The following is a 21,309-nucleotide window of genomic DNA, read 5'->3' as shown; positions in this document are numbered from 1 at the left end:
AAGAAGGCTTACTTAGAGCAATCAATATAAAATGATAAAAAACTCAATTAAGATTGAGAAGCATAACCGTCCTGAAAATGTTCAAAATCGGATTCTTGCCAAATAATCTGTCGCTTTAAACGCTCTTTATTAAATGAACGCAGAAGTCTATTTAGATTTTGATGCTTCCAGTCACCAGAAGTTTCAAAACGACACTTATCAAAATCGATAATCCATACCTTATCTTTGTCGTCGATCAAGATATTGTGGATATTCAAATCGGTATGGTTAACGCCAACCTGATGCATCTTGGCAATTTCTTGCCCTATTTTCTGATACATTTCTACCGATAAAGACTGTTCTTGCAAGATACTAACCAGATCTCTGGCGTTTGGGATTCGCTCACTTAATAAATCAGCTTGATAGAAGAGTCCTGACTTTACGGCTCTTGCTGCAATAGGACGAGGAACGTGCACCCCAGCCTCAATTAGCGCCAACAAAAGCTGAAACTCTTGCGCACAACGGGTGTTATCCCAGCCAGAGAACCAATAATGATCGTTAACTAACTTCCCAAACAAACCGCCACGACGGTAATGACGTAGTGCCGCTTGCATGTTCTCTAGTTGGATAAACCATGTCGTGCCTCGCCCCGTCGCACTGCCAACCACCTTGTCTAAGGACTGCCAGTATTCCGCATCAAATATCGGTTGGCTAGGGTCTGTAATGATCTCGTCATCAAACCAGATCACTTGGTTGTTGTTTTTATACTGTTGAGTCATGCGCTCACCCTCTAGCCTAAATACCGGCTGGCTAATATATACAACCAAGTAAATGCAGCAAACGCCAAAGCAACCATAACGGCAGCAGAGCCTATATCTTTAGCTCGCCCACTGAGTTCATGCCGTTCAATACCGATACGATCCACTACCGCCTCAATCGCTGAGTTTACAAGCTCTACAATCAAGACTAATACCACGACCCCGATCATTAAGATACGCTCAACCATGCCGACATCCACTAGCCAAGCCAAAATCACAGCAATACTCAACAGAGCCAACTCTTGTCGAATGGCAGCTTCATGCTTAAAAGCCGCTTTTAATCCTTGGATCGAATAACCCGTCGCTTTAACGATGCGCTTTAGCCCGGTGTTACCCGGCTTGCCAGATTCTTGCGATTGATGTGGTGTTGTCTTTGACATTGCAGAACACTTATCAGTACTTAGCTATATTCGAGCCGTGTATTTTACATTTATTGGGGATGTCTGCATAATTTACCTGCCTCTATTCATCGAATCAGACAATAATTATGTTCACTTCTGCCCCATCGTCACTATGCGTCTTGCGTTTGTCCGCTATCGGAGACGTTTGCAATACTATCGCCAGCATTCAAGCTATTCAGAAACACTGGCCTTCGACCCAGATTACTTGGATAACGGGTAAACTTGAAGCCCAGTTATTAGCCGCCATCGATGGTGTAGAAGTGATTGTTTTTGATAAAAAAGCGGGACTTGATGGCTACAAATCACTTTGGCGACAGCTGAAAGGCAGAGAGTTTGATGCGCTATTGCATATGCAGTACGCGATTCGAGCGAGTGTCGCAACGTTGGGCATTAAAGCAAAATACAAACTTGGTTTCTCTTCTGATAGAAGCCAGGACTTTCAAACACTATTTACCAATGTCAAAGTGCCTTCCCCGCAATCTCTGCATGTCGCAGATGGCTTAATGGCCTTTGCCCATCAAATTGGGGTACCAAAGGCAGGACTAGACTGGGTACTTTCTTATTCAGACCACGATCAAGCTTGGGCAGAGTCTCATATTTCTCGTAGTAAACCTAACCTGCTGATTGTGCCTGGTGCGAGCAAAGCTTATAAAAACTGGAACGCGGAAGGTTATGTGGATGTGATTCATCACGCCAGAGCAAAAGGCTGGAACGTGATTCTGGCAGGCAGCCCTGCTCAGGTAGAATTGGATCTGGCAGAGGCCATTCAATCTCGCTTGGAAGAACCGTGTCTAAATTTAGTTGGACAAAGTTCAATTCTGCAAATGCTTGCGTTAATAGATAAGGTTGAAATGGTCATCGCCCCCGATACCGGACCAGCACACATGGCGAATGCAATGAAAACACCAATCATCGGGCTCTATGCACACCATAATCCGCTGCGAGTGGGACCTTACCGTTATCTAAAATACGTTGTCTCAGTGTATGAAGAAACGATCTTTGCGGAAACAGGTAAAAACAGTCACGAGTTAAGCTGGCGAACTCGCGCTAAAGATGAAACGGCAATGAACCGCATTACCAGCACTCAAGTAATGAGCATGTTCGATCAAGTCTTAGAAGATTTGTATCCTCAATACCAGTAAACTTACTGTCTTGATTTGTTAAGAAGGAAATGACCTTGTCCAAACCAACCTTAGCCGTTGCCTTAATTGTAAAAAATGAAGAGAAGCACTTACAAGCTTGTCTAGACACAGTAAAAGATTGGGTCGATGAGATTGTCCTTCTAGACTCGGGCAGCACTGATCGCACCGAAGAAATCGCCCGACAATACACAGATAAGTTTTACACCAACCTAGATTGGCCAGGATTCGGTAAACAGCGCCAACTGGCGCAGCAATACGTTACGGCAGACTACGTTTTGTGGCTTGATGCGGACGAACAAGTCACTCCAGAGCTAAAAGAAAGTATCTTACACGCGGTATCAGCCAATAAGCCGAACGTTTTATACAAACTTAATCGACTAAGCTCAGCGTTTGGTAAGTTCATCTACCATTCTGGTTGGTCTCCAGACTGGATTGTGCGCTTATATCGCACCGAATATACACAATATAATGATTCGCTCGTTCATGAAAAAGTTGATGAGAAAAACTATCAAACTGAAAAACTGGATGGTCGACTGCATCACTACACTTACGAGCACCTTCATCATTACATCAATAAAACCACTGGCTACCTCAAGGCCTGGACGGATGAACGTGAAGGTAAAAAGAAAGCGGGTTTAACGACCGCTATCGTTCACGCTCTTGCTAGCTTTTTGAAGATGTATGTTCTCAAACGAGGCTTCCTTGATGGCAAGCATGGCTTCATTCTAGCTTGGCTAAGCATGCACTCTACTTTTGTAAAATATATCGATCTCTACTTACGTGAACAGGCAAAAAAATCATGAAAACGACTTTAATTATCACCACTTACAACTGGAAAGAAGCATTAAAAGCGGTGTTAGAAAGCGTGAAACGTCAAACCGTTTTGCCTGACGAAGTCATTGTTGCAGATGATGGCTCTCGAGAAGACACCAAAGCAATGGTTGACCAAATGCGTGAAGGTTTTCCGGTTCCACTGATTCATAGTTGGCACGAGGATAATGGCTTTCAGCTTTCAATGAGCCGCAACCGTGCGATCGCCAAAGCATCAGGTGACTACCTCATCATGATTGATGGCGACATGGTGCTGTCCCAAACGTTTATTGAATCACATAAGCAAGTCGCAAAACCAAATTGGTTTGTGCAGGGTGGACGTGTGTTAACGGATGAAAGCTGCAGCAAGGCCATCATGGAAAACGGCTTAGTGCCTTCCATTTTCAGCAAAGGCATTCGCAATCGTAAAAACTGCATCACCAACGCCTTGCTATCGAAATGGTTCTCTTACGAGCGTAATAACGATAAAGCCACTCGCGGCTGCAACATGGCGTTTTGGCGACAAGATGTCATCGAGGTGAATGGCTTCAACCAAGATTTTGTTGGATGGGGACGCGAAGACAGCGAGTTTGTTCATCGCATGTTGAATGCGGGTAAGTCACGTCTTTACCTAAAATTTGCAGGTGTAGGCTACCACTTGTACCACGTAGAAAACTCTCGCGCGTCACTCGGACAAAATGACGAGATTTTAGAAAACACAATTAAAAACAAGCTTAAACGCTGTGAGAATGGTGTTGATCAATTTCTAGAAGCTTAAGATTATAAAAAAGGGGCGTTTCGCCCCTTTTTATTGTTGCTGAGATAAAGCGAAGTACTTATCGGCAACCATCAATGAGATCAAACGCTCTTTACGTTTATCTTTGAACTGCTCAACCCACTGGTGCGCATTTTCAATGATCGCTAATGCTTCTTGCTCATTCGCTAGGTAATAATCCATCTTTTCGGGCAAATCCGAATAGTCATCCTTCACTTCAACATAGTGGACGCCTGCCTCTAACTTACCTTCCATAAACCAAGTCTCATATTTTGGCTTTGACATAATAACCAAGGAGTTAGACGACATAGCCCACTTAAGGTTGGTGGCCACATCATTGCCTTCTATACAGAGCAAAAACTTATACTGCAGTTGCTCTTCAATACTCATAAAGCCCTTTTCCCATGGTTTCCCTTCTACCGGGCGGGTCTGGCCAATATTGCATTGCGGATGGTTGTAAAACGCATGAATCACCTTTTTACGATGCGGCTGAAAACCCACGCCGCGCCACGCTACCATGTCCTTTTTATCTTGATAGCGAACAGGATCGTCAATAAATTTAAAATGACGAACTTGATTAAGTTTCAACACCACTGAATTTTGGTTGTTACCAAAAATAGGGCGGCTTTTTATAAAGCTCGGTACATTGGGGATGTGTGTAACATCGCCATTGATGTAGTTAAACGCAAAACTGGAAGGGAAATAGCGTACAACTTGGCGAAGATCGAAAAAATACGTCCAGCCTTTCGTTTTTTTGAATGTATCGATGGTCGAGTAACTTTGTTCTCGGCTATCGACTGAAAACGGCGTTTCACACTTATTGTAATAGTTCACCCGCTCAAGACAGCGTTGCAGCTCTGCCTCGGTCAGATTCGAAAGTAAACGCTTGGCTTGTGCTCGATATACAAAGCGAGGGATAAGTGTCGAGAGAGCGTTTGAGAAATAATAAGGGAACTTACTGTCTTTCATTCAGTTTTTCCCCAATCGCGATGGCTACTGGCTTGGGAACGAATTGTTCGATACTTCCGCCATGAATCGCTACTTCTCTCACGATAGTCGACGATAAAAACGCAAACTCTTCTTCAGGAGTTAAAAATACGCTCTCGATTCCTGGTAATAGCTTTCGGTACATGTTGGTCAGTCCAAACTCGTATTCAAAGTCTACCGTTGTTCGTAAACCACGAATAAGAACCTTAGCTTTCTCATCTCTCGCGAAATCCACTAATAACCCGGAGAACCCCTTTACCGTCACACCAGGTAAATGCGCTACAACGTCCTGCATCAGTGCAACGCGCTCTTCCAATGAAAACATAGTGTTCTTCGATGGGCTTGCGGCTACGCCAATCACAACCTCATCAAACATTTCGTGAGTACGTTCTATTAGATTGAGGTGACCATTAGTCACTGGATCAAAAGTGCCCGGATAAATGACTTTCATATAATTTACTAAGTTATTCGAAACTGATTGAATTATTGAGGCTCGAACGCAAGATTACAACAACTTAAGCTCGATAATAGCTCGACTTACTTCTGACACTCACTACAAAAGAAGGTATTACGTTGGCCAATCTTTAGCTCTTGAAGTCGTTCGCCGCACTCTGGGCATGGCTCTCCTGCTTTTCCGTAAACCAATAACTCTTGTGCAAAGTAACCCGGCTTTCCATCGGCTTGCGCAAAGTCTTTCAGCGTAGTCCCACCTTGCGTAATGGCAATCTCAAGTGTCATTTTGATATTTTCAACAAGTAACCCCCACTCTTGAGAAGTCAACTTACCTGCGGGCCTTGAAGGGTGAATTCGAGATTTAAACAACGACTCATTCGCGTAGATATTTCCGACACCAACCACGACTTTGTTGTCCATGATGAACTGCTTGACGGCAACACGCTTATTTTTAGCTTTCTCCGCTACATATTCCGCATTGAACTCTTCAGTTAAAGGCTCAGGCCCCATGTTTGCTAGCACAGCATGTGACTCGCCAGGAGCACACCACAGCCATGCCCCAAAACGACGCGGATCGTTATAACGCAGTATTTTTCCACTGCTTAGTTTGAGATCCACATGATCGTGCTTTGCTGGCGGAAAGTCAGCATCTAGAACACGTAAAGACCCCGACATGCCCAAGTGAACAATGGCTGTACCTGTGTTTGTCTCGATCAGTAAGTATTTCGCACGACGGCTAATCGCACGGATCACCTGCCCTTCCAATTTTTTAAGCTCTGTAGGAATATCCCAGCGCAATTTAGGCGTTCGAAAAGTAAACGACTGGATCGTTTGTCCAACCATGTGAGGGCTAATCCCCATACGGCTCACTTCAACTTCTGGCAACTCAGGCATTAGATTCTCCAATTCACCGGCTAATAGTTCTCGCTGCTAGCATAATCGAAAAGAAAAACGATAAATAGGGAGGCTTATTAGGGGTATAGACGCAAAAAGGCTCTACTCTGGCATAAGGTAGTTTTCATCGACGGAGATAGCGACCCATTTGTCTTGCCAGGTTTTAAATAGCCAAAAATCAGGTAAACGAAAGAAAGTCACCCGCTGCGGCTCTTCGAGATCCTGATACCAAACTTCTACCGTTTCAGGTACCGTCAGGTTAGGTTTTAAATGATCGTACTGTTCTGAGGTGAGCTCGGTCCCTTCCAATGATTGCCAGTGTGATACAAGTTCACTGATCGGTGCATCAACTTTGATGTTGGATTGCCATCGTCCATCATGCAGTTCAAACTCCCAGCCACTATAGTACAAAGACTCCACCGTATAGTCGGAGCGAAGTACATTTGGGTAAGGGTCTGCTTGGTCTGTTAATAGGTAAGTTTTGATCCACATCGGCGCATTTAAGATCACTATAAACGCGATAATGCCCAGAATAAGAATATTGTTCCATCGGCGGCGACGAGCCGGACTCACACGCATAACCATCTCTACTCTCTTATCGTTATGAGTAAATTACCAAAGAGTATTGAGCTTGACTAGAACAACGGTGTGCAAGTGAGTAGGGAGTGGTGACTAAGCGGCAGAGAGCGATCAATCAAAAATTCGAGTATAGAGTCGGACCAGTAAAATAACTTCAGCAGTACTTTATAATCCGATGACGTACTGAACACTTTATCTTCAGCACTTTTATTCAGGTAATAAAAAACCCAACTCGAAAGTTGGGTTTTTCAATTCATCAAAGAGACTGAAACCAATTATTTGATTTTTGCTTCTTTGTACATAACGTGCTGGCGAACTACTGGATCAAACTTTTTGATCTCAAATTTGCCTGGCATGTTACGCTTGTTCTTATCAGTTGTGTAGAAGTGGCCTGTACCTGCAGAAGATACTAGACGGATTTTCTCACGAACGCCTTTCTTTGCCATTGCTTATTTCCTCTTAAACGTTTTCGCCACGTGCACGCATGTCTGCAAGAACAGTATCAATACCTTTCTTGTCGATGATGCGCATACCTTTAGCAGATAGACGTAGTTTAACAAAACGTTTTTCGCTCTCTACCCAGAAACGATGAGTTTGTAGGTTCGGCAGAAAACGACGCTTAGTAGCATTTCGTGCGTGTGAACGGTTGTTACCCGTTACTGGACGCTTACCAGTTACTTGGCATACTCGTGACATGAATGTCTTCTCCAAAATCGTTTCAGCTCGATATCAACCTTGGTGGCCGAACCTCTCTATCTCTCGAAAAGAAGTTAGAGGTTAAGAACCGCTATGGAAAATCCATACAAGGCTATCAAAGGTCGCGCATTATACTAACTTGATATGCATTGCTCAAGACCCGAACAGATCCTTTTTACAGGTTTTCGTGATCTTTTTTTAGACAGCAGATTTTTTTAGCAGTCCAAGCTGAATTCAGTTAAAAATTTAGTGGCGTGGATGATAGCAGATTTTTAGCAACTAACAACCTAAAAAACGCACAGTTACATCCAGCCTCTTTCAGCAAAAGAGACACTTTCCCCATCTCCGATGACGAAATGGTCCAAAATACGAATATCCACCAATGCTAATGCGTCGGTGAGACGCCTTGTAATCCTTCTGTCAGCTTGGCTCGGCTCAGCAACGCCTGAAGGATGATTGTGCGCCAAAATCAAAGCCGCCGCGTTATGATGCAGAGCACGCTTAACAACTTCTCTCGGATACACCGACGCTGCATCCAACGTTCCTTCAAATAAAATTTCATCTTTTATCACTCGGTGCTGGTTATCGAGAAAAAGAATATAAAAAGCCTCTCTTTGCCGATCCCTTAAAATAGAAGACAGATATAACTTAGTTTGGTCGGGGCTGGTTAAGGCATCACCACGCTTTAGCGTCTCCGCCAAGTAACGTTGTGTCATTTCTAGTACCGCTTGCAACTGAACATACTTGGCTTGCCCTAATCCTTTGTGACGACAAAACTCTTCTTCTGATGCTGAAAATAGTTGTCTGAGCGAACCAAAGTCTTGAATAAGGAAGTCTGCAAGCTCAATCACGTTCATTCCGCGGGTGCCTGTGCGCAAGAAGATGGCCAGCAGTTCGGCATCGGTCAAAGCTTGCGGCCCTCGTTGCAGTAGCTTCTCTCTGGGCATGGACTCATTTGGCAAAGCTTTCAGTATCATCTGATGTCCCTTTATATGGAAAGTGTCCCTATTCCACAAAACAAAAAGCGAAAGTCGAGTATGACTTTCGCTTTCTTCGTACCATCAGTGCTTTCCATGCAACTTAACAGTTCATCAGAGTTTAAAGTTGCCAACCAAGCCGTGAATTTCCGTTCCAGACTGTGATAGCTGCGTGCTGATTGACTCGGCATGCTGCAACGTCTCATTAATGTTGTTCACGATCTGTTGAATAGCCACTAAGTTTTGGTTGATGTCTTCTGCAACCGCACTTTGTTCTTCTGCGGCAGACGCGGTTTGAATACCCATATCTCGAATTGTTCCGATAGAATGATGAACACCAGAAAGAGATTGCTGAATGAGCGCGGACTCTTCCGCCGTTTTTACACCTCGTTTTTGGCTCACCGACATCGTACTGACCGCTCTTGATACACCATTTTGTAGCTGCTTGAGCATGTCGCCAATTTCATGAGTACTATTTTGTGTACGACTGGCTAACGAGCGTACTTCATCCGCAACGACGGCAAACCCTCGACCTTGCTCACCGGCTCTAGCCGCTTCAATCGCCGCATTTAGGGCCAACAAATTCGTTTGCTCGGCTATCTCGCCAATCACATCCAGCACTTTGGTTATTTTTTCGGTCTGTAAACTCAACTCAGAAATTGCATCTGACGTGCTGTCTATCTCCGTCACGAGTTCGGTAATGCCTTCTATTGCTTGCTCGACCTCATGCTGAGCGGCGGTGACTTGACTGTTGGCATCGTCAATTGCCTGCGCGGTCGCATTAGTATTGCTGGCTACTTCTTTGGCAGTCATGCTCATTTGCGTCACTGCCGTCACGACTTTGTCCGTCTCTAAACAGTGATCCTGCATTTGACCGCTCGCTTGGCTGGTCTGAGTGTTCAGGCTTTGAGAAACGGTCTGTACTGTCGTCGCAGAGCAATGAATGTCCTGCATCAGTGGGTGCAGCTTATCCATAAACTCATTAAACGCGGCCGCCACTTCACCGACTTCATCCTGACTTTCGACTTTTAAACGAGCCGTTAAGTCACCGCCGCCTGCGGCAACATCTTTTAATGAAGCCGCGACATGTTGTAATGGCTGAATGCCTTTAGACACCACGATACTGGTGAGAACACTGGTAATGATCAATCCAATAACGGAAATCAACACGGCAGATAACGTATGCTCTTTTAGCTCTTGAGTCTTTAACTCTCTGTGCATCGCAACTTGCTGGTCGATGTCATCAATATAAACGCCAGTACCTAAAACCCAGTCCCATTTCGATAGATATTCTGCATAGCCCAACTTAGGCGCTTGTGCGTCAATGGTCGGTTTGTGCCACGAGAAATAGAGGAACCCATCCCCTTTTTGAGAAGCGTCAATCAAGCCCGCAATAACTGCGACCCCATTTTCATCTTTTAAGTCGTAAAGGTTTTTACCCTCTAATGCAGGTTTGATGGCGTGCAACGTATTCACACCTTGAGAGTCGTAGGCAAAAAAGTAACCATCGCTTTCAAAGCGCATGGCTTTCAGAATTTCTTTTGCTGCCTCTTTATTACTTCCATTTACATCCGCGTCGTATAACGGTTTTATCGCCGTCACGCCCATCATCATGTAGGCTTGTAACTCTTTCTTTTTCGTTTCGATGAGCTCTTGCCTGTCTCTTGCTAGCTCCGCTTCCAAACTTTTACTGCTGTTGATGTAATACACCACTGAGATCAACGTAGTGATCAACAACAGCGGAATTAGGGTTATCAGCAGCAATTTGTTTCGACTTTTCAACACCATGGTTTCCACTACCTCTTTTTCTTTTCAGACTTGCAAACTCCGCGCAACTTGTCTGTGAGGTAGGCGAGAATTTTCCCTTCCTCGGTCAGATTAATACTCTGGAGTTTGATGTGAATTATCTTCTCGTTATATATGCTCGGGCGGTCAGACTTTGAATTGTGTTAAAATCCGGTCATCAAATTGGAGATCTCACATGCAAACACTAGCAGGAAAGAAAATTCTACTCGGCATCAGTGGCGGTATTGCCGCGTATAAATGTGCGGAGCTAACCCGTCGCCTCATAGAGAGAGGAGCGCAAGTTCAAGTTGTAATGACGAAAGCCGCAAAAGAGTTCATTACCCCTTTAACCATGCAAGCCGTTTCGGGCCGTCCTGTCTCGGACAGTTTACTAGACCCAGCAGCGGAAGCCTCTATGGGCCATATTGAATTGGCCAAATGGGCAGATTTAGTGCTATTAGCGCCCGCGACCGCGGACTTAATCGCGCGCATGTCCGCAGGCATGGGGAACGATTTACTTACTACGCTCGTGCTCGCGACGGATTCCCCTGTTGCTGTTTCTCCTGCGATGAATCAACAGATGTATCGCAATATCGCAACCCAAGAGAACATCGCTACGTTAGCGCGTCGTGGTATGCACATCTGGGGTCCTGCGGCAGGAGAGCAAGCCTGTGGTGATGTAGGACCAGGTCGAATGCTGGAACCAATGCAGCTAGTACATCTATGTGAACAGTTCTTTCAACCAAAATTGCTAGAAGGTAAGTCGATACTCATTACCGCCGGACCAACTCGCGAAGCGATTGATCCAGTGCGTTACATTACGAACCATAGCTCCGGGAAAATGGGCTATGCATTGGCGAGCGCCGCAGCGCAGATGGGAGCAAAAGTCACCCTCGTGAGCGGTCCTGTCAGTTTAAATACGCCCGTAGGTGTTGAGCGCATAAATGTTTCCAGCGCACAAGAGATGCAAGAAGCCGTTATGACACATGCAAGCCAGCATGATGCCTTTATTAGCTGCGCTGCCGTTGCCGACTACCGCCCACAAACGATCGCGTCTCAAAAGTTGAAAAAGACAGAAGACAACGACGAAATGGTCATTAATATGGTTAAAAATCCTGATATTGTTGCATCTGTGGCAGCAATGACGGAGAAGCGTCCGTTTACCGTCGGTTTTGCGGCTGAAACCAATGATGTAGCGACCTATGCTCGAGGCAAGTTAACAAAGAAAAACCTCGATATGATCTGTGCAAACGACGTTTCGGTTGCAGGGCAAGGATTTAACAGCAACGACAACGCAATTACCCTTTACTGGCCTGAAGGTGAACTTGCGCTCGCTTTAGAATCAAAAGAAGCATTGAGCTTTAAAATTCTCGAAAAAATGCATCAATTGATGTAACTAACGTTTGAAAACCCTGCCAATTTTTTACAAAAGCTGGCATAAATTTGGTACAAAAATGACAACTAAGGGTGTTAAATCTCCCATTCCACCCTTAGTGGTCTAGTTTGAGGCGAAATAGCGTCTTATAATCCCCTCCGCTCAACTTTGTATTTTGAAAGGAAGTAACTAATGGCCGGCAGTAAAAAATCCAACCGTCGTGAAGAGATCTTACAAGCATTGGCAGAAATGCTTGAATCAACAGATGGCGCTTCACGCATTACTACGGCAAAACTGGCCAAGCAAGTCGGCGTTTCAGAAGCCGCGCTGTATCGTCATTTCCCAAGTAAAGCGCGCATGTTCGAAGGGTTGATTGAGTTCATTGAAGAAGCCTTGATGACACGCATCAACCGTATTCTAGACGACGAAAAAGATACACTAGAGCGTATTCGTATGGTGATGCACCTTATTTTGGCGTTCTCTGAACGTAACCCAGGTCTGACACGCATTTTGTCGGGTCATGCTCTAATGTTTGAAAATGAACGTCTACGTGAACGCATCAATCAACTCTTTGAGCGTATAGAAACACAATTGCGCCAAATCCTGCGTGAACGTAAGATTCGTGAAGGGAAGTCTTTCCCTGTCGAAGAGCGCATCCTAGCTGCGCAAATTCTGGGACAAGTTGAGGGGAGCCTAAACCGCTTTGTGCGTAGCGACTTTAAATACCAGCCGACTGCAAACTTTGACGAGTACTGGGCGCTTTTAAGTGCACAAATAAAGTAAAAGACTATGAGTAAAGACAAATACACGCAGCCCGAGTTTTCTCTTTCACTTCTTCACCCTCGTAACTGGGGCGTATGGCTTGGTTTTGGTCTGTTGGCCATCCTCGTCAATATTCTTCCTTATCGGCTGCTGCTTTCATTAGGTCGTTCACTCGGTAAACTTGGCATGCGCTACGGTAAAAAGCGTGTCCACGTTGCTCAGCGTAACTTAGAATTGGCCTTTCCAGACAAAACACCTGAAGAGATTCAACATATTGTTGAAGAGAACTTCAAAAATACCGGTATGGCACTGATAGAAACCGGAATCACTTGGTTCTGGCCGACTTGGCGCTTTAAAAACCTGATCGTCGAGAAAGATCTCGGCGCACTGCGTGAAAAAGCCAAAGAAGGTAAAGGCGTCCTACTTTGTTGTGTCCATGCTCTTAATCTAGAGATCACTGCGCGTGCTTTCGCCGTGTTAGGCGTGGCCGGGTACGGCGCGTTTCGTCCGCATAATAATCCTGCTTATAACTTTATCCAGTATTGGGGACGGACACATAACGGCAATAAACTGATTGATCGTAAAGATGTAAAAAAGATGATTCGTGTTTTACGCAGCGGTGAGCGTCTGTTCTATTTACCGGATCACGATTACGGTCGCAAAAAATCAGTATTTGTGCCCTTCTTTGCCGTAGACGATGCGTGTACGACAACAGGCACGAGCATTCTGGCGTATACCTCAAAATGTGCGATCATCCCAGGCTCAGGGTTTCGCAATGACGAAGGAAAGTACGACATCATCGCCGATAAGTGCATTGAAGCCGATTATCCACAAAAAGACGAAGTCGCCGCTGCCGCTTATATGAACAAGTATGTGGAAGAAGTCATTCTACGCGCTCCAGAGCAATGGATGTGGCTCCATAAACGCTATAAAACCATGCAAGATGAGCATGTCGAGAAAGGCATTCGCTATAAGTAAGTGGTCAAGGCGATGAATCCAAAAACAAAAAAGGGCAGATGAATATCCATCTGCCCTTTTTACTTTTTCGGAAAAAGTAACCAATTAAATGCCGTATTCTGCGCGGTACGCTTTAACTGCTTCTAGATGCTCTTTGTCTGTGCCTTTCTCTTCAAGGAAAGTCACAAGGTCAGTCAGGCTAACGATTGAGATGATTGCACAACCAAAGTCACGCTCCACTTCTTGGATCGCAGACAACTCACCTTTGCCTTTTTCTTGGCGGTCAATCGCAACCAACACACCAGCAAGGTCTGCGCCATTTGCTTGAATGATTTCCATCGATTCACGAATCGCAGTACCTGCTGTGATTACGTCATCTACTAGCATGATACGGCCTTCAAGCGCAGAGCCTACAAGGTTACCGCCTTCGCCGTGATCTTTCGCTTCTTTACGGTTGAAGCAGTAAGGCGTGTCGACGTCATGATGATCCGCCAGCGCGACTGCTGTTGTCGTCGCGATTGGAATCCCTTTGTACGCAGGGCCAAACAGCACATCAAACTCAATGCCTGAATCAGCGAGCGCGGCTGCGTAAAAACGACCAAGACGCGCTAGGTCACGACCAGTATTGAAAAGACCAGCGTTAAAGAAGTACGGGCTTTTACGGCCAGATTTCAAAGTAAACTCACCAAACTTAAGAACTTCTTTCTCAAGTGCAAACTCAATAAATTCACGCTGGTATGCTTTCATTATTTTCTCTCTATGTCCTTGGTTTCTTGTGTCTCTTCTCGACAATCATTCATTTCTCTATTGTCGAGATAAAAAAATAGCCCCCATAATGGGAGCTATTTAAATCAATTGGCTAACGCCGCCTTCTGCGCTGCGACAATTTCCGTAATGCCGACTTTCGCCGACTCTAGCAGAGCCATCAGCTGCTCGTGACTGAACGGTTCACCTTCTGCGGTGCCCTGAATTTCAATCATCTTGCCTTCTTCTGTCATTACCACGTTCATGTCTGTGTCTGCCGCTGAATCTTCAACGTACTCAAGGTCACACAGAACATCATCACCTAGCAAACCAACTGAAACTGCCGCTACGTGGCCTTTCATTGGGTTTGCTTTTAGCTTGCCGCTATCTACTAGGTGTTGGAATGCATCGGCCATTGCAACACTTGCGCCGCTGATGGATGCAGTACGCGTACCACCGTCAGCTTGGATAACGTCACAGTCAACGGTGATCATGAACTCACCCATGGCTTTTAGATCGACAACTGCACGTAGGCTTCGCGCGATAAGACGCTGAATTTCCATCGTACGGCCGCCTTGCTTTCCACTTGCCGCTTCACGACGAGTACGCGAATGTGTTGCTCGAGGTAGCATGCCGTATTCAGCTGTAACCCAGCCTTTACCTTGACCTTTTAGCCAACGTGGCACAGATTCTTCGACGGTCGCATTACACAACACTTTGGTGTTACCGAACTCAACTAGCACTGACCCTTCAGCATAAGCTGTGTAGTTACGAGTAATTTTGATAGGGCGAACTTGATCCGCCTTGCGATCGTTTGGACGCATGGGCATCTACCTTAAATATGAGGAGAAGACGATTTGGTTGGGCGAAGATTATAACGGAATCGATTCCGGATTCATAGGTTACGCATCTGGCACAACATAAACAATCCATACATCCCGCGCACCTATCGACGCAGCGTGATACACTCTTGAAGTAATTTTCAAAAAATGAAGACAGGAAAATTCGATGATTTACAGTATGACAGCGTATGCACGCAAAGAAGTAAAAGGCGATTGGGGTTCTGCGGTATGGGAAATCCGCAGCGTGAACCAGCGTTATTTAGAAACATACTTCCGCATGCCAGAGCAATTTCGCGGGTTAGAGCCCGTTTTACGTGAGCGTTTTCGTAAGCGCTTAGCGCGAGGCAAAGTAGAATGTAATCTACGTTTTGAAGCAAACCCTGCCGCAAAAGGTGAGCTTAGCATCAATGAAGCGCTTGCTAGCCAGGTAATTAAAGCCGCTGAACAAGTCATGCACATGACTGGTGAACTGAGCCGAATCAATCCATTTCAAGTTATGCAATGGCCGGGGGTAATGGAAACGCCAGAGCAAGACATGGATGCGGTAAATAAAGTGCTACTAGAAGCGTTTGATGGCGCAATGGATGAATTTATTGAAGCGCGCGCTCGTGAAGGCGAGAACATGAAGGCGCTGATTGAGCAACGCCTCGAAGCGATCACATCAGAAGTTGCGAAAGTGCGCGCACGCATGCCAGAAATACTAGAGTGGCAACGTGAGCGTCTGTTCTCTAAATTTGAAGATGCAAAAGTAGAGCTAGACCCATCTCGCGTTGAGCAAGAGCTTATCCTTCTGGCACAGAAATCAGACGTAGCAGAAGAGCTAGACCGTCTTGATTCTCACGTAAAAGAAACCACGAACATTCTGAAAAAAGGCGGCGCAGTGGGTCGTCGTCTAGATTTCATGATGCAAGAGTTCAACCGTGAATCGAACACGCTAGCGTCGAAATCCATCAGCACCGACATCACCGCATCGGGCGTTGAACTGAAAGTTCTAATTGAACAGATGCGTGAGCAGATCCAAAACATTGAATGATCTAAAAGTCATCGAGTATTGAAACAAAAAAGCCCCGCTAATACGGGGTTTTCTTTTATTCGTCTTTTTCTAAGGTACTGTTATCAACGTAGGGCCAATAATGGTGCCCAATTCTGATCAGCAAAGTAGCCGCAGCCAAAATAAACGCAGCCAGAGATAACCACACAACCAAAACTGCATCCAGCTCTTTCATTCCGAGTGTGATGTAGCGGGCGATGGCCATCATCGCGATGTAGATAGGATAGCGTACCGGAATTTTACCGTTCATCACGAACTGCTGCACCATGGCGAGCACTTCCAGATAGATAAACATCAACAGAATATCCGTGAGTAAGACACGCTTCTCTACAAATACGTGCACAAACTCTTGCATCATGGCGTACAACGTCGCCAAGGTAATAGAGACTAATAACACCGCCTCCAAAATATGGAAGATTTTCAGGAAAGGTCGACTAAAGGATTTCGGTAAATTCGACGGCATGGTCCATTATCCAAACAAAGAAAATAGGCCTTGAGTTTAGCATGCAACGATCTTCAATCAATCAGAATAAACATCAGTGCGAATCGACTCCAAGTTCTGGTATTTACTCATAAAAACACTCCGCTTATTTGGCGGAGCGTTTTTGTGTTATAGGACCTGTGGCATCACTTACGCCACTTGCTGCTTTTTTTCAGCTACGCGCTTTTTCTTCCGATATTTAGGGTGAGTGATCGGAATCGCAGATAGGAGTTTTTTGGTGTATTCGTTTTGCGGGTTTGCATAAATTTCTTTAGCGCTGCCTGCTTCTACCACTTTGCCAAAATACATCACGGCAACTTTGTCAGAAACATGTTTCACCACCGAGAGATCGTGAGAGATAAATATGATCGCCAAGTTCATTTCTTGTTGCAGTTGTAGCAATAGGTTCAAGATTTGCGCCTGTACCGACACATCTAACGCAGATACCGATTCATCACAAATCAGCAGTTTAGGCTTCAATGCAATCGCGCGAGCGATACCGATACGCTGCCGTTGTCCGCCTGAAAATTCATGTGGATAACGGTTTACTGCCGTTTCTGGTAATCCCACTTTGATTAAAAGTTCTTTTACCCACTGTTTACGCTCTGTTGGCGTGCCAATTTTATGAATAACAAACGGTTCTTCCAGAATCATACCGATGGTATGACGCTGATTGAGTGACTCCATTGGGTCTTGAAAGACGATTTGCATGTCTTTACGCAGCGAGCGCATCTCTTTAACAGACAATTTAGTGATGTCTTTACCTTCAAAGAAAATCTTACCTTCTGTTGGCTCGTATAACTTTAAGATCGTGCGACCAAGGGTGCTTTTACCACAACCTGACTCACCAACTAGCCCCAGTGTTTCACCTTCAGAAACAGACAGTGAAACTCCGTCTACCGCTTTGATGGTGTAGCCTTTCTTGAACAGCCCTTTACCAGAAACAAAGTGCTGCTTAAGATTTTCAATTCTTAATACTTCTTTTGCCATAACATCCTCTTTTATGACTGGTTCACTTTGCTCAGTTAACTGGCAAACATACTGGCATCAATAGGCTTGATATCGATCATCTGCTTTGGCTCATTATCTAAGCTCGGCATCAACCCCATCAAACGCTCTGTATATGGGTGCTGTGGGTTATCAAACAACTCAAAAATTTCTGCTTTTTCGACAATACGCCCGCCATACATCACGGCAACATCATCACACACTTCTGCCACAACCCCGAGATCGTGAGTGATGAAGATCATCGCCATGCCCGTTTCTTCCTGAAGCTCGTTCATCAGTTCAAGGATAGACGCCTGAACCGTAACATCCAACGCTGTAGTCGGTTCATCACAAATCAGAATATCCGGCTTACAGGCCAATGCCATCGCGATCATGACACGCTGGCGCATACCACCAGATAGATTATGGGGATACTCATTCAATCGCTTCTCTGGCATTGGAATTTTTACTTTTGCCAGCATTTCAATCGAGTACGCCTCCCGCTCCTTTTTGTCGAGCTCAGGTCGATGGAGCTCAAGCACTTCACATATTTGACGACCAATGGTGTGCACTGGGTTGAGCGCCGTCATTGGGTCTTGGAAGATGATCGAAATGCGATCGCCACGCATGGCGTACATCTCTTCCGCAGGCAAATCAACTAGGTTGGTGCCGCGATAATTCACTTCACCTTTAATGATGTTGCCATATGGCTTAGGTAATAGCCCCATGATCGACATTGAGGTTACGCTCTTACCACTACCTGACTCTCCCACCAGACCGAGTGTACGTCCAGCTCGCACATCAAAGTTCACACCATGCAGAACCTTCACTGGCCCATCATCGGTGGTAAATTCAACTTCGAGATCTTTAACACTTAGGATTACATCGTTTTCCATAACCAATCCTTACAGCTTATAAGTGTCATCTACGACAACAACAGGTTCAAAAGCTTTGCCTGACTTCATCGCTTGTTTCGTTTCTTTTTTGATATCACTATCAATCCAGTAAGTGCCATCGCCTATGATTGAACCACTGAACAGCGCCTCTGTCATGCGATTCATTGGCTTATCTGGAAACTTTAACCAGCGCCAGTGACCATAGCGGACATAAGGAACCATGTAGCCTGGGACGATAACGTGAGCATCAATGATGTCACGCTGAATCTCATGACCTAGCTGAATCTTTTTATCCATATCCATGCCAAAACGATACTCGATGATCTTTTCATCCAGTTCAGGCGTGCTGTAGTTTGTGAAAGAGTTAGTTTGCGGCTTGTTCGCATTGACTGAATGGAAATACTCCCAATACGTTGGGATCTCAGACGTACCCATATCTAAGAAAGCCAAATCGTGCTTTTTCTCACGTACGTATTTGAACATGGATGAGCCATCAACTAACTTGAGCTCAATATCCAGCCCTGCTAGCTTGGCTTGCTCACGCAAAAAGGCAATACGAGGAGTATGAACAGGTGTTCCGTAGGTCAGCTCGAAGCTTAAGCGCTCACCTTTATCATTAACACGAATACCATCAGAACCAATTTTGTTAAAGCCTGCGGCTTCGAATGCCTCAGCCGCTTTTGCGGGATCAAACTTCGGTGCCTTAGCATCTGGTAGGGTGTATTTACCATGACCATAACCGGTCGGGTTCGGTTTACGGGAGTAGTCGCCACGCATGACATTCTCTATCATGCCATCAAAGTCAATCGCGTAAGTAATGCCCTTGCGAATGTTTAAATCATCCAGCAAAGGCATCGCGGTGTTCATCCATACACCACCAGCCCCAACTGGGAATTGGTTGTAACCCCAGAACTTTTGAATGTATCCCTTTTGGTAAGGTTCCGTATTCGATTTATCATGCCATAAGCTTGGTAAAACAAGACCAAATGCGTCCAGCTTCCCTTTCTCAAAGTGCTTCATCGCGATATCACTGTCGCGAATCACTGTGATGCGGATTTTGTCGACATTATAACGATGTTGATAATACTTATTGCTGTAACCCCACCAGTCTTCACCGACATGTTTGAAGGTAACACTTTTACCTTTTTTAATGTCATCTAGGTAGTATGCACTGGTCGTTGGTTCACTTTTAAAATTGTAGTAGCGGACAAAGTTGTCATGTATACCGTCACCATTTTCATCTTTTGAAGGATTAGCATAAAAATGTGCGGGACGTGGGCGCAGCGCCCCCATTCGTAACAGCAATTCTTCCGGATTGAACTCTTTCGCCGCCTTAACAGCAAACGTATGAGTGTCGTACTTGATAACATCCGCAATCGTTTTGTTGTAGTAATCGTTGTACCAAGGTTCCAAGATGTCTTTGGAACGATAAAATTTCAGCATGAAAACGAAATCGTCGGCAGTCACAGGTTTGCCGTCCGACCATTTGGCTTCAGGGTTGAGTTTAAAATAGACCGTTTTGTTGTCACCTGCTAACGCCCACTCGTTAGCAAGCTCAGGGATGAACTCTAAAGTATCTGGGTGGCGGACCACCAAGCCTGGTGTTTCATCTAAGATAAAAGAACGTAGCCCTGCATTAGCATCTGGGCCAACACTACGTAACGTCTGCGGGAAACTTGACATAAAGGTGCGATAAGTCCCTCCACGTTTCGCTTCTGGCGAACCATATTGAGGCTCATCCCAGTTTGTTTGCCAGTCTAAGTCGGTCGGAAGCGTTGCTGACATTGCACCAAAACTCAGGGCGCTCAGCGTGGACGCTAAAAATAATTTCTTCATAAAACTTCCCTTTTTTATGTTTTGCTCACAATGCTCGCTTAAACATAGCGTGTGAATTTTTTCGGGTCGAAAGCCGCTCGAATGGCTTCACCAATAAAGGTCACCATTACCAGAACCAGAACAATAGAAGTCACTACTGACGCAACAATCCATGGCGAATCTAAGTTTGACTTACCTTGTTGCAGTAGTTCACCCCAACTTGGCGTTGGTGGCATCAAGCCTAAGCCTAGGTAATCGAGAGCAGTCAGTGCTGTGATGTTAGCTGCAATAGTGAAAGGCGCTAGGGTTACAATCATCACCATCGTATTTGGCAAGATGTGATTAAACAAGATACGTCCGGTCGATGCCCCTAAAGCACGAGCCGCCATTACATATTCTCGTGCCGCTTCTTTATAGGTCATGGTCCGCATGTACCAAGTCATCCCCATCCAAGTGAAAAGCACGTTAATAGCGACAAAGAGAGCGAACGTCGGTTGAACGATTGAGACAAGAATCATAATGACGTACAAAAACGGGACCATTGACCAGATTTCGATAAGTCGCTGTACAAACAAGTCAAATTTACCGCCCCAAAAGCCCATAGCACAACCGACTGCAGTACCGATCGCGTAGGAGATGGCCATCGTAAGCAACGCAAATCCCATCGCCGTTCTGAATCCGTAGACAAGTCGCGCCAAAATATCGCGACCTATCACATCTGTACCTAAATAATGCTTATTTTCGGCGCTAGGTGCTGTTGGCGGGAAATCACCACTAAAATCTTGTTCATATGGGTTCCATGGCACAAGCGGCAAAATAACAAAGTTGTCGCCCCCTTCGGCCTCAAACGCTTTTTGCAGTACGCGATAATCCGCTTCGCTGGATGACTCTTGGCCGAATTCGCTACCTAAACGTACGTCACTGACAACAGGAAAATAGTAGCTACCATCGAACTTGACGACTAGCGCTTTACTGTTAATCAAAAGTTCGGCGAATAGAGAAAGGATCAACATGATAGAAAGAGCAACAAACGACCAATAGCCTCGTTTGATCTCTTTAAAGTGACGAATTTTCTTTTGAGTTAATGGACTAACTTTAATCAT

The 21,309-nt window shown here is 45.2% G+C and carries 24 protein-coding genes; 7 read left to right on the top strand and 17 right to left on the bottom strand.

The features are described from left to right. Window positions 1-47: 47 nt before the first annotated feature. Together R7R78_RS10830 and R7R78_RS10825 are read right to left on the bottom strand one after the other, a co-directional pair. On the bottom strand, window positions 48-758 hold the full coding sequence (locus R7R78_RS10830; protein WP_132936687.1) for a 3-deoxy-D-manno-octulosonic acid kinase: 711 nt from the start codon (window positions 756-758) through the stop codon (window positions 48-50). 11 nt (window positions 759-769) lie between these two features. Continuing rightward, a complete protein-coding gene (locus tag R7R78_RS10825; protein ID WP_005395798.1) occupies window positions 770-1,177 on the bottom strand; it encodes a diacylglycerol kinase in 408 nt (135 codons plus the stop codon). A 107-nt stretch (window positions 1,178-1,284) separates the two neighbouring features. On the opposite strand from R7R78_RS10825, the gene R7R78_RS10820 reads away from it, so the two are divergent. Genes R7R78_RS10820 through R7R78_RS10810 form a run of 3 tightly spaced genes read left to right on the top strand, consistent with a single transcriptional unit; the run spans window position 1,285 to window position 3,928 of the window. Next, a complete protein-coding gene (locus tag R7R78_RS10820) occupies window positions 1,285-2,340 on the top strand; it encodes a glycosyltransferase family 9 protein (RefSeq protein ID WP_017820712.1) in 1,056 nt (351 codons plus the stop codon). Window positions 2,341-2,375: 35 nt separating this feature from the next. Further along, window positions 2,376-3,143, top strand: a complete 768-nt coding sequence (locus tag R7R78_RS10815; protein WP_005395793.1) for a glycosyltransferase family 2 protein — start codon at window positions 2,376-2,378, stop codon at window positions 3,141-3,143. Continuing rightward, a complete protein-coding gene (locus R7R78_RS10810; RefSeq protein ID WP_005379421.1) occupies window positions 3,140-3,928 on the top strand; it encodes a glycosyltransferase family 2 protein in 789 nt (262 codons plus the stop codon). Before R7R78_RS10815 ends, R7R78_RS10810 begins: the two co-directional genes overlap by 4 nt. A 30-nt stretch (window positions 3,929-3,958) precedes the next feature. Here the strand turns inward: R7R78_RS10810 and R7R78_RS10805 are convergent, their stop codons facing one another. The 8 genes from R7R78_RS10805 to R7R78_RS10770 all read right to left on the bottom strand — a co-directional run bounded on the left by R7R78_RS10805 (window position 3,959) and on the right by R7R78_RS10770 (window position 10,299). Beyond that, window positions 3,959-4,894 carry a glycosyl transferase family 90 gene (locus R7R78_RS10805; protein WP_136976544.1) on the bottom strand — a complete coding sequence of 312 codons (936 nt, stop codon included), beginning with the start codon at window positions 4,892-4,894 and terminating at the stop codon, window positions 3,959-3,961. Beyond that, complete coding sequence (gene coaD / locus R7R78_RS10800; RefSeq protein ID WP_005379411.1) at window positions 4,881-5,363, bottom strand: pantetheine-phosphate adenylyltransferase; 483 nt, start codon at window positions 5,361-5,363, stop codon at window positions 4,881-4,883. The genes R7R78_RS10805 and coaD overlap by 14 nt, the downstream gene beginning before the upstream one ends. Before the next feature lie 86 nt (window positions 5,364-5,449). After that, a complete protein-coding gene (gene mutM, locus R7R78_RS10795; RefSeq protein ID WP_053349744.1) occupies window positions 5,450-6,259 on the bottom strand; it encodes a bifunctional DNA-formamidopyrimidine glycosylase/DNA-(apurinic or apyrimidinic site) lyase in 810 nt (269 codons plus the stop codon). A gap of 102 nt (window positions 6,260-6,361) precedes the next feature. Beyond that, complete coding sequence (locus R7R78_RS10790) at window positions 6,362-6,838, bottom strand: hypothetical protein (protein WP_031780919.1); 477 nt, start codon at window positions 6,836-6,838, stop codon at window positions 6,362-6,364. A 275-nt stretch (window positions 6,839-7,113) separates the two neighbouring features. After that, window positions 7,114-7,284 (bottom strand): 50S ribosomal protein L33, encoded by a 171-nt coding sequence (gene rpmG / locus R7R78_RS10785; protein WP_004410866.1) that lies wholly within the window; start codon window positions 7,282-7,284, stop codon window positions 7,114-7,116. A 13-nt stretch (window positions 7,285-7,297) separates the two neighbouring features. After that, window positions 7,298-7,534, bottom strand: coding sequence for a 50S ribosomal protein L28 (rpmB, locus tag R7R78_RS10780; protein WP_005384783.1), 237 nt, complete (start codon window positions 7,532-7,534; stop codon window positions 7,298-7,300). A gap of 302 nt (window positions 7,535-7,836) precedes the next feature. After that, window positions 7,837-8,511, bottom strand: a complete 675-nt coding sequence (radC, locus tag R7R78_RS10775) for a RadC family protein (RefSeq protein ID WP_031780918.1) — start codon at window positions 8,509-8,511, stop codon at window positions 7,837-7,839. Window positions 8,512-8,625: 114 nt separating this feature from the next. Continuing rightward, window positions 8,626-10,299, bottom strand: coding sequence for a methyl-accepting chemotaxis protein (locus tag R7R78_RS10770; protein WP_136976543.1), 1,674 nt, complete (start codon window positions 10,297-10,299; stop codon window positions 8,626-8,628). 193 nt (window positions 10,300-10,492) lie between these two features. On the opposite strand from R7R78_RS10770, the gene coaBC reads away from it, so the two are divergent. From coaBC to R7R78_RS10755, 3 genes are all read left to right on the top strand, one after another. After that, window positions 10,493-11,692: a bifunctional phosphopantothenoylcysteine decarboxylase/phosphopantothenate--cysteine ligase CoaBC gene (gene coaBC / locus R7R78_RS10765; protein WP_225473524.1), complete on the top strand. Its 1,200-nt coding sequence runs from the start codon at window positions 10,493-10,495 to the stop codon at window positions 11,690-11,692. Between the two features lie 171 nt (window positions 11,693-11,863). Further along, window positions 11,864-12,454 carry a nucleoid occlusion factor SlmA gene (slmA, locus tag R7R78_RS10760; RefSeq protein ID WP_005379386.1) on the top strand — a complete coding sequence of 197 codons (591 nt, stop codon included), beginning with the start codon at window positions 11,864-11,866 and terminating at the stop codon, window positions 12,452-12,454. 6 nt (window positions 12,455-12,460) lie between these two features. Further along, entirely contained in the window at window positions 12,461-13,411 is a 951-nt protein-coding gene (locus R7R78_RS10755) for a Kdo(2)-lipid IV(A) acyltransferase (RefSeq protein WP_033905948.1), read from the top strand. 84 nt (window positions 13,412-13,495) lie between these two features. Here the strand turns inward: R7R78_RS10755 and pyrE are convergent, their stop codons facing one another. Together pyrE and rph are read right to left on the bottom strand one after the other, a co-directional pair. Further along, window positions 13,496-14,137, bottom strand: a complete 642-nt coding sequence (gene pyrE / locus R7R78_RS10750) for an orotate phosphoribosyltransferase (protein ID WP_026000307.1) — start codon at window positions 14,135-14,137, stop codon at window positions 13,496-13,498. 104 nt (window positions 14,138-14,241) lie between these two features. Further along, window positions 14,242-14,958: a ribonuclease PH gene (gene rph / locus R7R78_RS10745; protein WP_017634994.1), complete on the bottom strand. Its 717-nt coding sequence runs from the start codon at window positions 14,956-14,958 to the stop codon at window positions 14,242-14,244. A 184-nt stretch (window positions 14,959-15,142) separates the two neighbouring features. Between rph and R7R78_RS10740 the strand changes: the two genes are divergently transcribed. Next, window positions 15,143-16,009 carry a YicC/YloC family endoribonuclease gene (locus R7R78_RS10740; RefSeq protein ID WP_225473523.1) on the top strand — a complete coding sequence of 289 codons (867 nt, stop codon included), beginning with the start codon at window positions 15,143-15,145 and terminating at the stop codon, window positions 16,007-16,009. A 55-nt stretch (window positions 16,010-16,064) separates the two neighbouring features. Here the strand turns inward: R7R78_RS10740 and R7R78_RS10735 are convergent, their stop codons facing one another. The 5 genes from R7R78_RS10735 to R7R78_RS10715 form a co-directional block, all read right to left on the bottom strand. Next, window positions 16,065-16,490, bottom strand: a complete 426-nt coding sequence (locus R7R78_RS10735) for a phosphate-starvation-inducible protein PsiE (RefSeq protein ID WP_025768316.1) — start codon at window positions 16,488-16,490, stop codon at window positions 16,065-16,067. 168 nt (window positions 16,491-16,658) lie between these two features. Next, the gene (locus R7R78_RS10730; protein WP_005379372.1) at window positions 16,659-17,498 is read right to left on the bottom strand and encodes an ABC transporter ATP-binding protein; all 840 of its coding nucleotides are present in this window, start codon (window positions 17,496-17,498) and stop codon (window positions 16,659-16,661) included. Between the two features lie 35 nt (window positions 17,499-17,533). Next, window positions 17,534-18,391, bottom strand: a complete 858-nt coding sequence (locus tag R7R78_RS10725) for an ABC transporter ATP-binding protein (protein WP_005379371.1) — start codon at window positions 18,389-18,391, stop codon at window positions 17,534-17,536. 9 nt (window positions 18,392-18,400) lie between these two features. After that, complete coding sequence (locus tag R7R78_RS10720; RefSeq protein ID WP_225473522.1) at window positions 18,401-20,227, bottom strand: extracellular solute-binding protein; 1,827 nt, start codon at window positions 20,225-20,227, stop codon at window positions 18,401-18,403. A 38-nt stretch (window positions 20,228-20,265) separates the two neighbouring features. Further along, a complete protein-coding gene (locus tag R7R78_RS10715) occupies window positions 20,266-21,309 on the bottom strand; it encodes an ABC transporter permease (protein WP_225473521.1) in 1,044 nt (347 codons plus the stop codon).

The organism is Vibrio sp. 2134-1 (assembly GCF_033339495.1).
The sequence above is the reverse complement of the archived record's forward strand: the minus strand, read 5'-3'. Positions and strand labels throughout refer to the sequence as shown.

What these genes read in the sequence shown, in the direction of transcription:
- R7R78_RS10720 (WP_225473522.1), bottom strand. Translation starts at nt 20,227, where the DNA reads ATGAAGAAATTATTTTTAGCGTCCACGCTGAGCGCCCTGAGTTTTGGT.
- pyrE (WP_026000307.1), bottom strand. Translation starts at nt 14,137, where the DNA reads ATGAAAGCATACCAGCGTGAATTTATTGAGTTTGCACTTGAGAAAGAA.
- R7R78_RS10770 (WP_136976543.1), bottom strand. Translation starts at nt 10,299, where the DNA reads ATGGTGTTGAAAAGTCGAAACAAATTGCTGCTGATAACCCTAATTCCG.
- rph (WP_017634994.1), bottom strand. Translation starts at nt 14,958, where the DNA reads ATGCGTCCAAACGATCGCAAGGCGGATCAAGTTCGCCCTATCAAAATT.
- mutM (WP_053349744.1), bottom strand. Translation starts at nt 6,259, where the DNA reads ATGCCTGAGTTGCCAGAAGTTGAAGTGAGCCGTATGGGGATTAGCCCT.
- R7R78_RS10725 (WP_005379371.1), bottom strand. Translation starts at nt 18,391, where the DNA reads ATGGAAAACGATGTAATCCTAAGTGTTAAAGATCTCGAAGTTGAATTT.
- R7R78_RS10715 (WP_225473521.1), bottom strand. Translation starts at nt 21,309, where the DNA reads ATGATTAAAGTTAGTCCATTAACTCAAAAGAAAATTCGTCACTTTAAA.
- rpmG (WP_004410866.1), bottom strand. Translation starts at nt 7,284, where the DNA reads ATGGCAAAGAAAGGCGTTCGTGAGAAAATCCGTCTAGTATCTTCTGCA.
- R7R78_RS10820 (WP_017820712.1), top strand. Translation starts at nt 1,285, where the DNA reads ATGTTCACTTCTGCCCCATCGTCACTATGCGTCTTGCGTTTGTCCGCT.
- R7R78_RS10830 (WP_132936687.1), bottom strand. Translation starts at nt 758, where the DNA reads ATGACTCAACAGTATAAAAACAACAACCAAGTGATCTGGTTTGATGAC.
- rpmB (WP_005384783.1), bottom strand. Translation starts at nt 7,534, where the DNA reads ATGTCACGAGTATGCCAAGTAACTGGTAAGCGTCCAGTAACGGGTAAC.
- slmA (WP_005379386.1), top strand. Translation starts at nt 11,864, where the DNA reads ATGGCCGGCAGTAAAAAATCCAACCGTCGTGAAGAGATCTTACAAGCA.
- R7R78_RS10825 (WP_005395798.1), bottom strand. Translation starts at nt 1,177, where the DNA reads ATGTCAAAGACAACACCACATCAATCGCAAGAATCTGGCAAGCCGGGT.
- R7R78_RS10810 (WP_005379421.1), top strand. Translation starts at nt 3,140, where the DNA reads ATGAAAACGACTTTAATTATCACCACTTACAACTGGAAAGAAGCATTA.
- coaD (WP_005379411.1), bottom strand. Translation starts at nt 5,363, where the DNA reads ATGAAAGTCATTTATCCGGGCACTTTTGATCCAGTGACTAATGGTCAC.
- R7R78_RS10730 (WP_005379372.1), bottom strand. Translation starts at nt 17,498, where the DNA reads ATGGCAAAAGAAGTATTAAGAATTGAAAATCTTAAGCAGCACTTTGTT.
- coaBC (WP_225473524.1), top strand. Translation starts at nt 10,493, where the DNA reads ATGCAAACACTAGCAGGAAAGAAAATTCTACTCGGCATCAGTGGCGGT.
- R7R78_RS10740 (WP_225473523.1), top strand. Translation starts at nt 15,143, where the DNA reads ATGATTTACAGTATGACAGCGTATGCACGCAAAGAAGTAAAAGGCGAT.
- R7R78_RS10805 (WP_136976544.1), bottom strand. Translation starts at nt 4,894, where the DNA reads ATGAAAGACAGTAAGTTCCCTTATTATTTCTCAAACGCTCTCTCGACA.
- R7R78_RS10755 (WP_033905948.1), top strand. Translation starts at nt 12,461, where the DNA reads ATGAGTAAAGACAAATACACGCAGCCCGAGTTTTCTCTTTCACTTCTT.
- radC (WP_031780918.1), bottom strand. Translation starts at nt 8,511, where the DNA reads ATGATACTGAAAGCTTTGCCAAATGAGTCCATGCCCAGAGAGAAGCTA.
- R7R78_RS10735 (WP_025768316.1), bottom strand. Translation starts at nt 16,490, where the DNA reads ATGCCGTCGAATTTACCGAAATCCTTTAGTCGACCTTTCCTGAAAATC.
- R7R78_RS10790 (WP_031780919.1), bottom strand. Translation starts at nt 6,838, where the DNA reads ATGCGTGTGAGTCCGGCTCGTCGCCGCCGATGGAACAATATTCTTATT.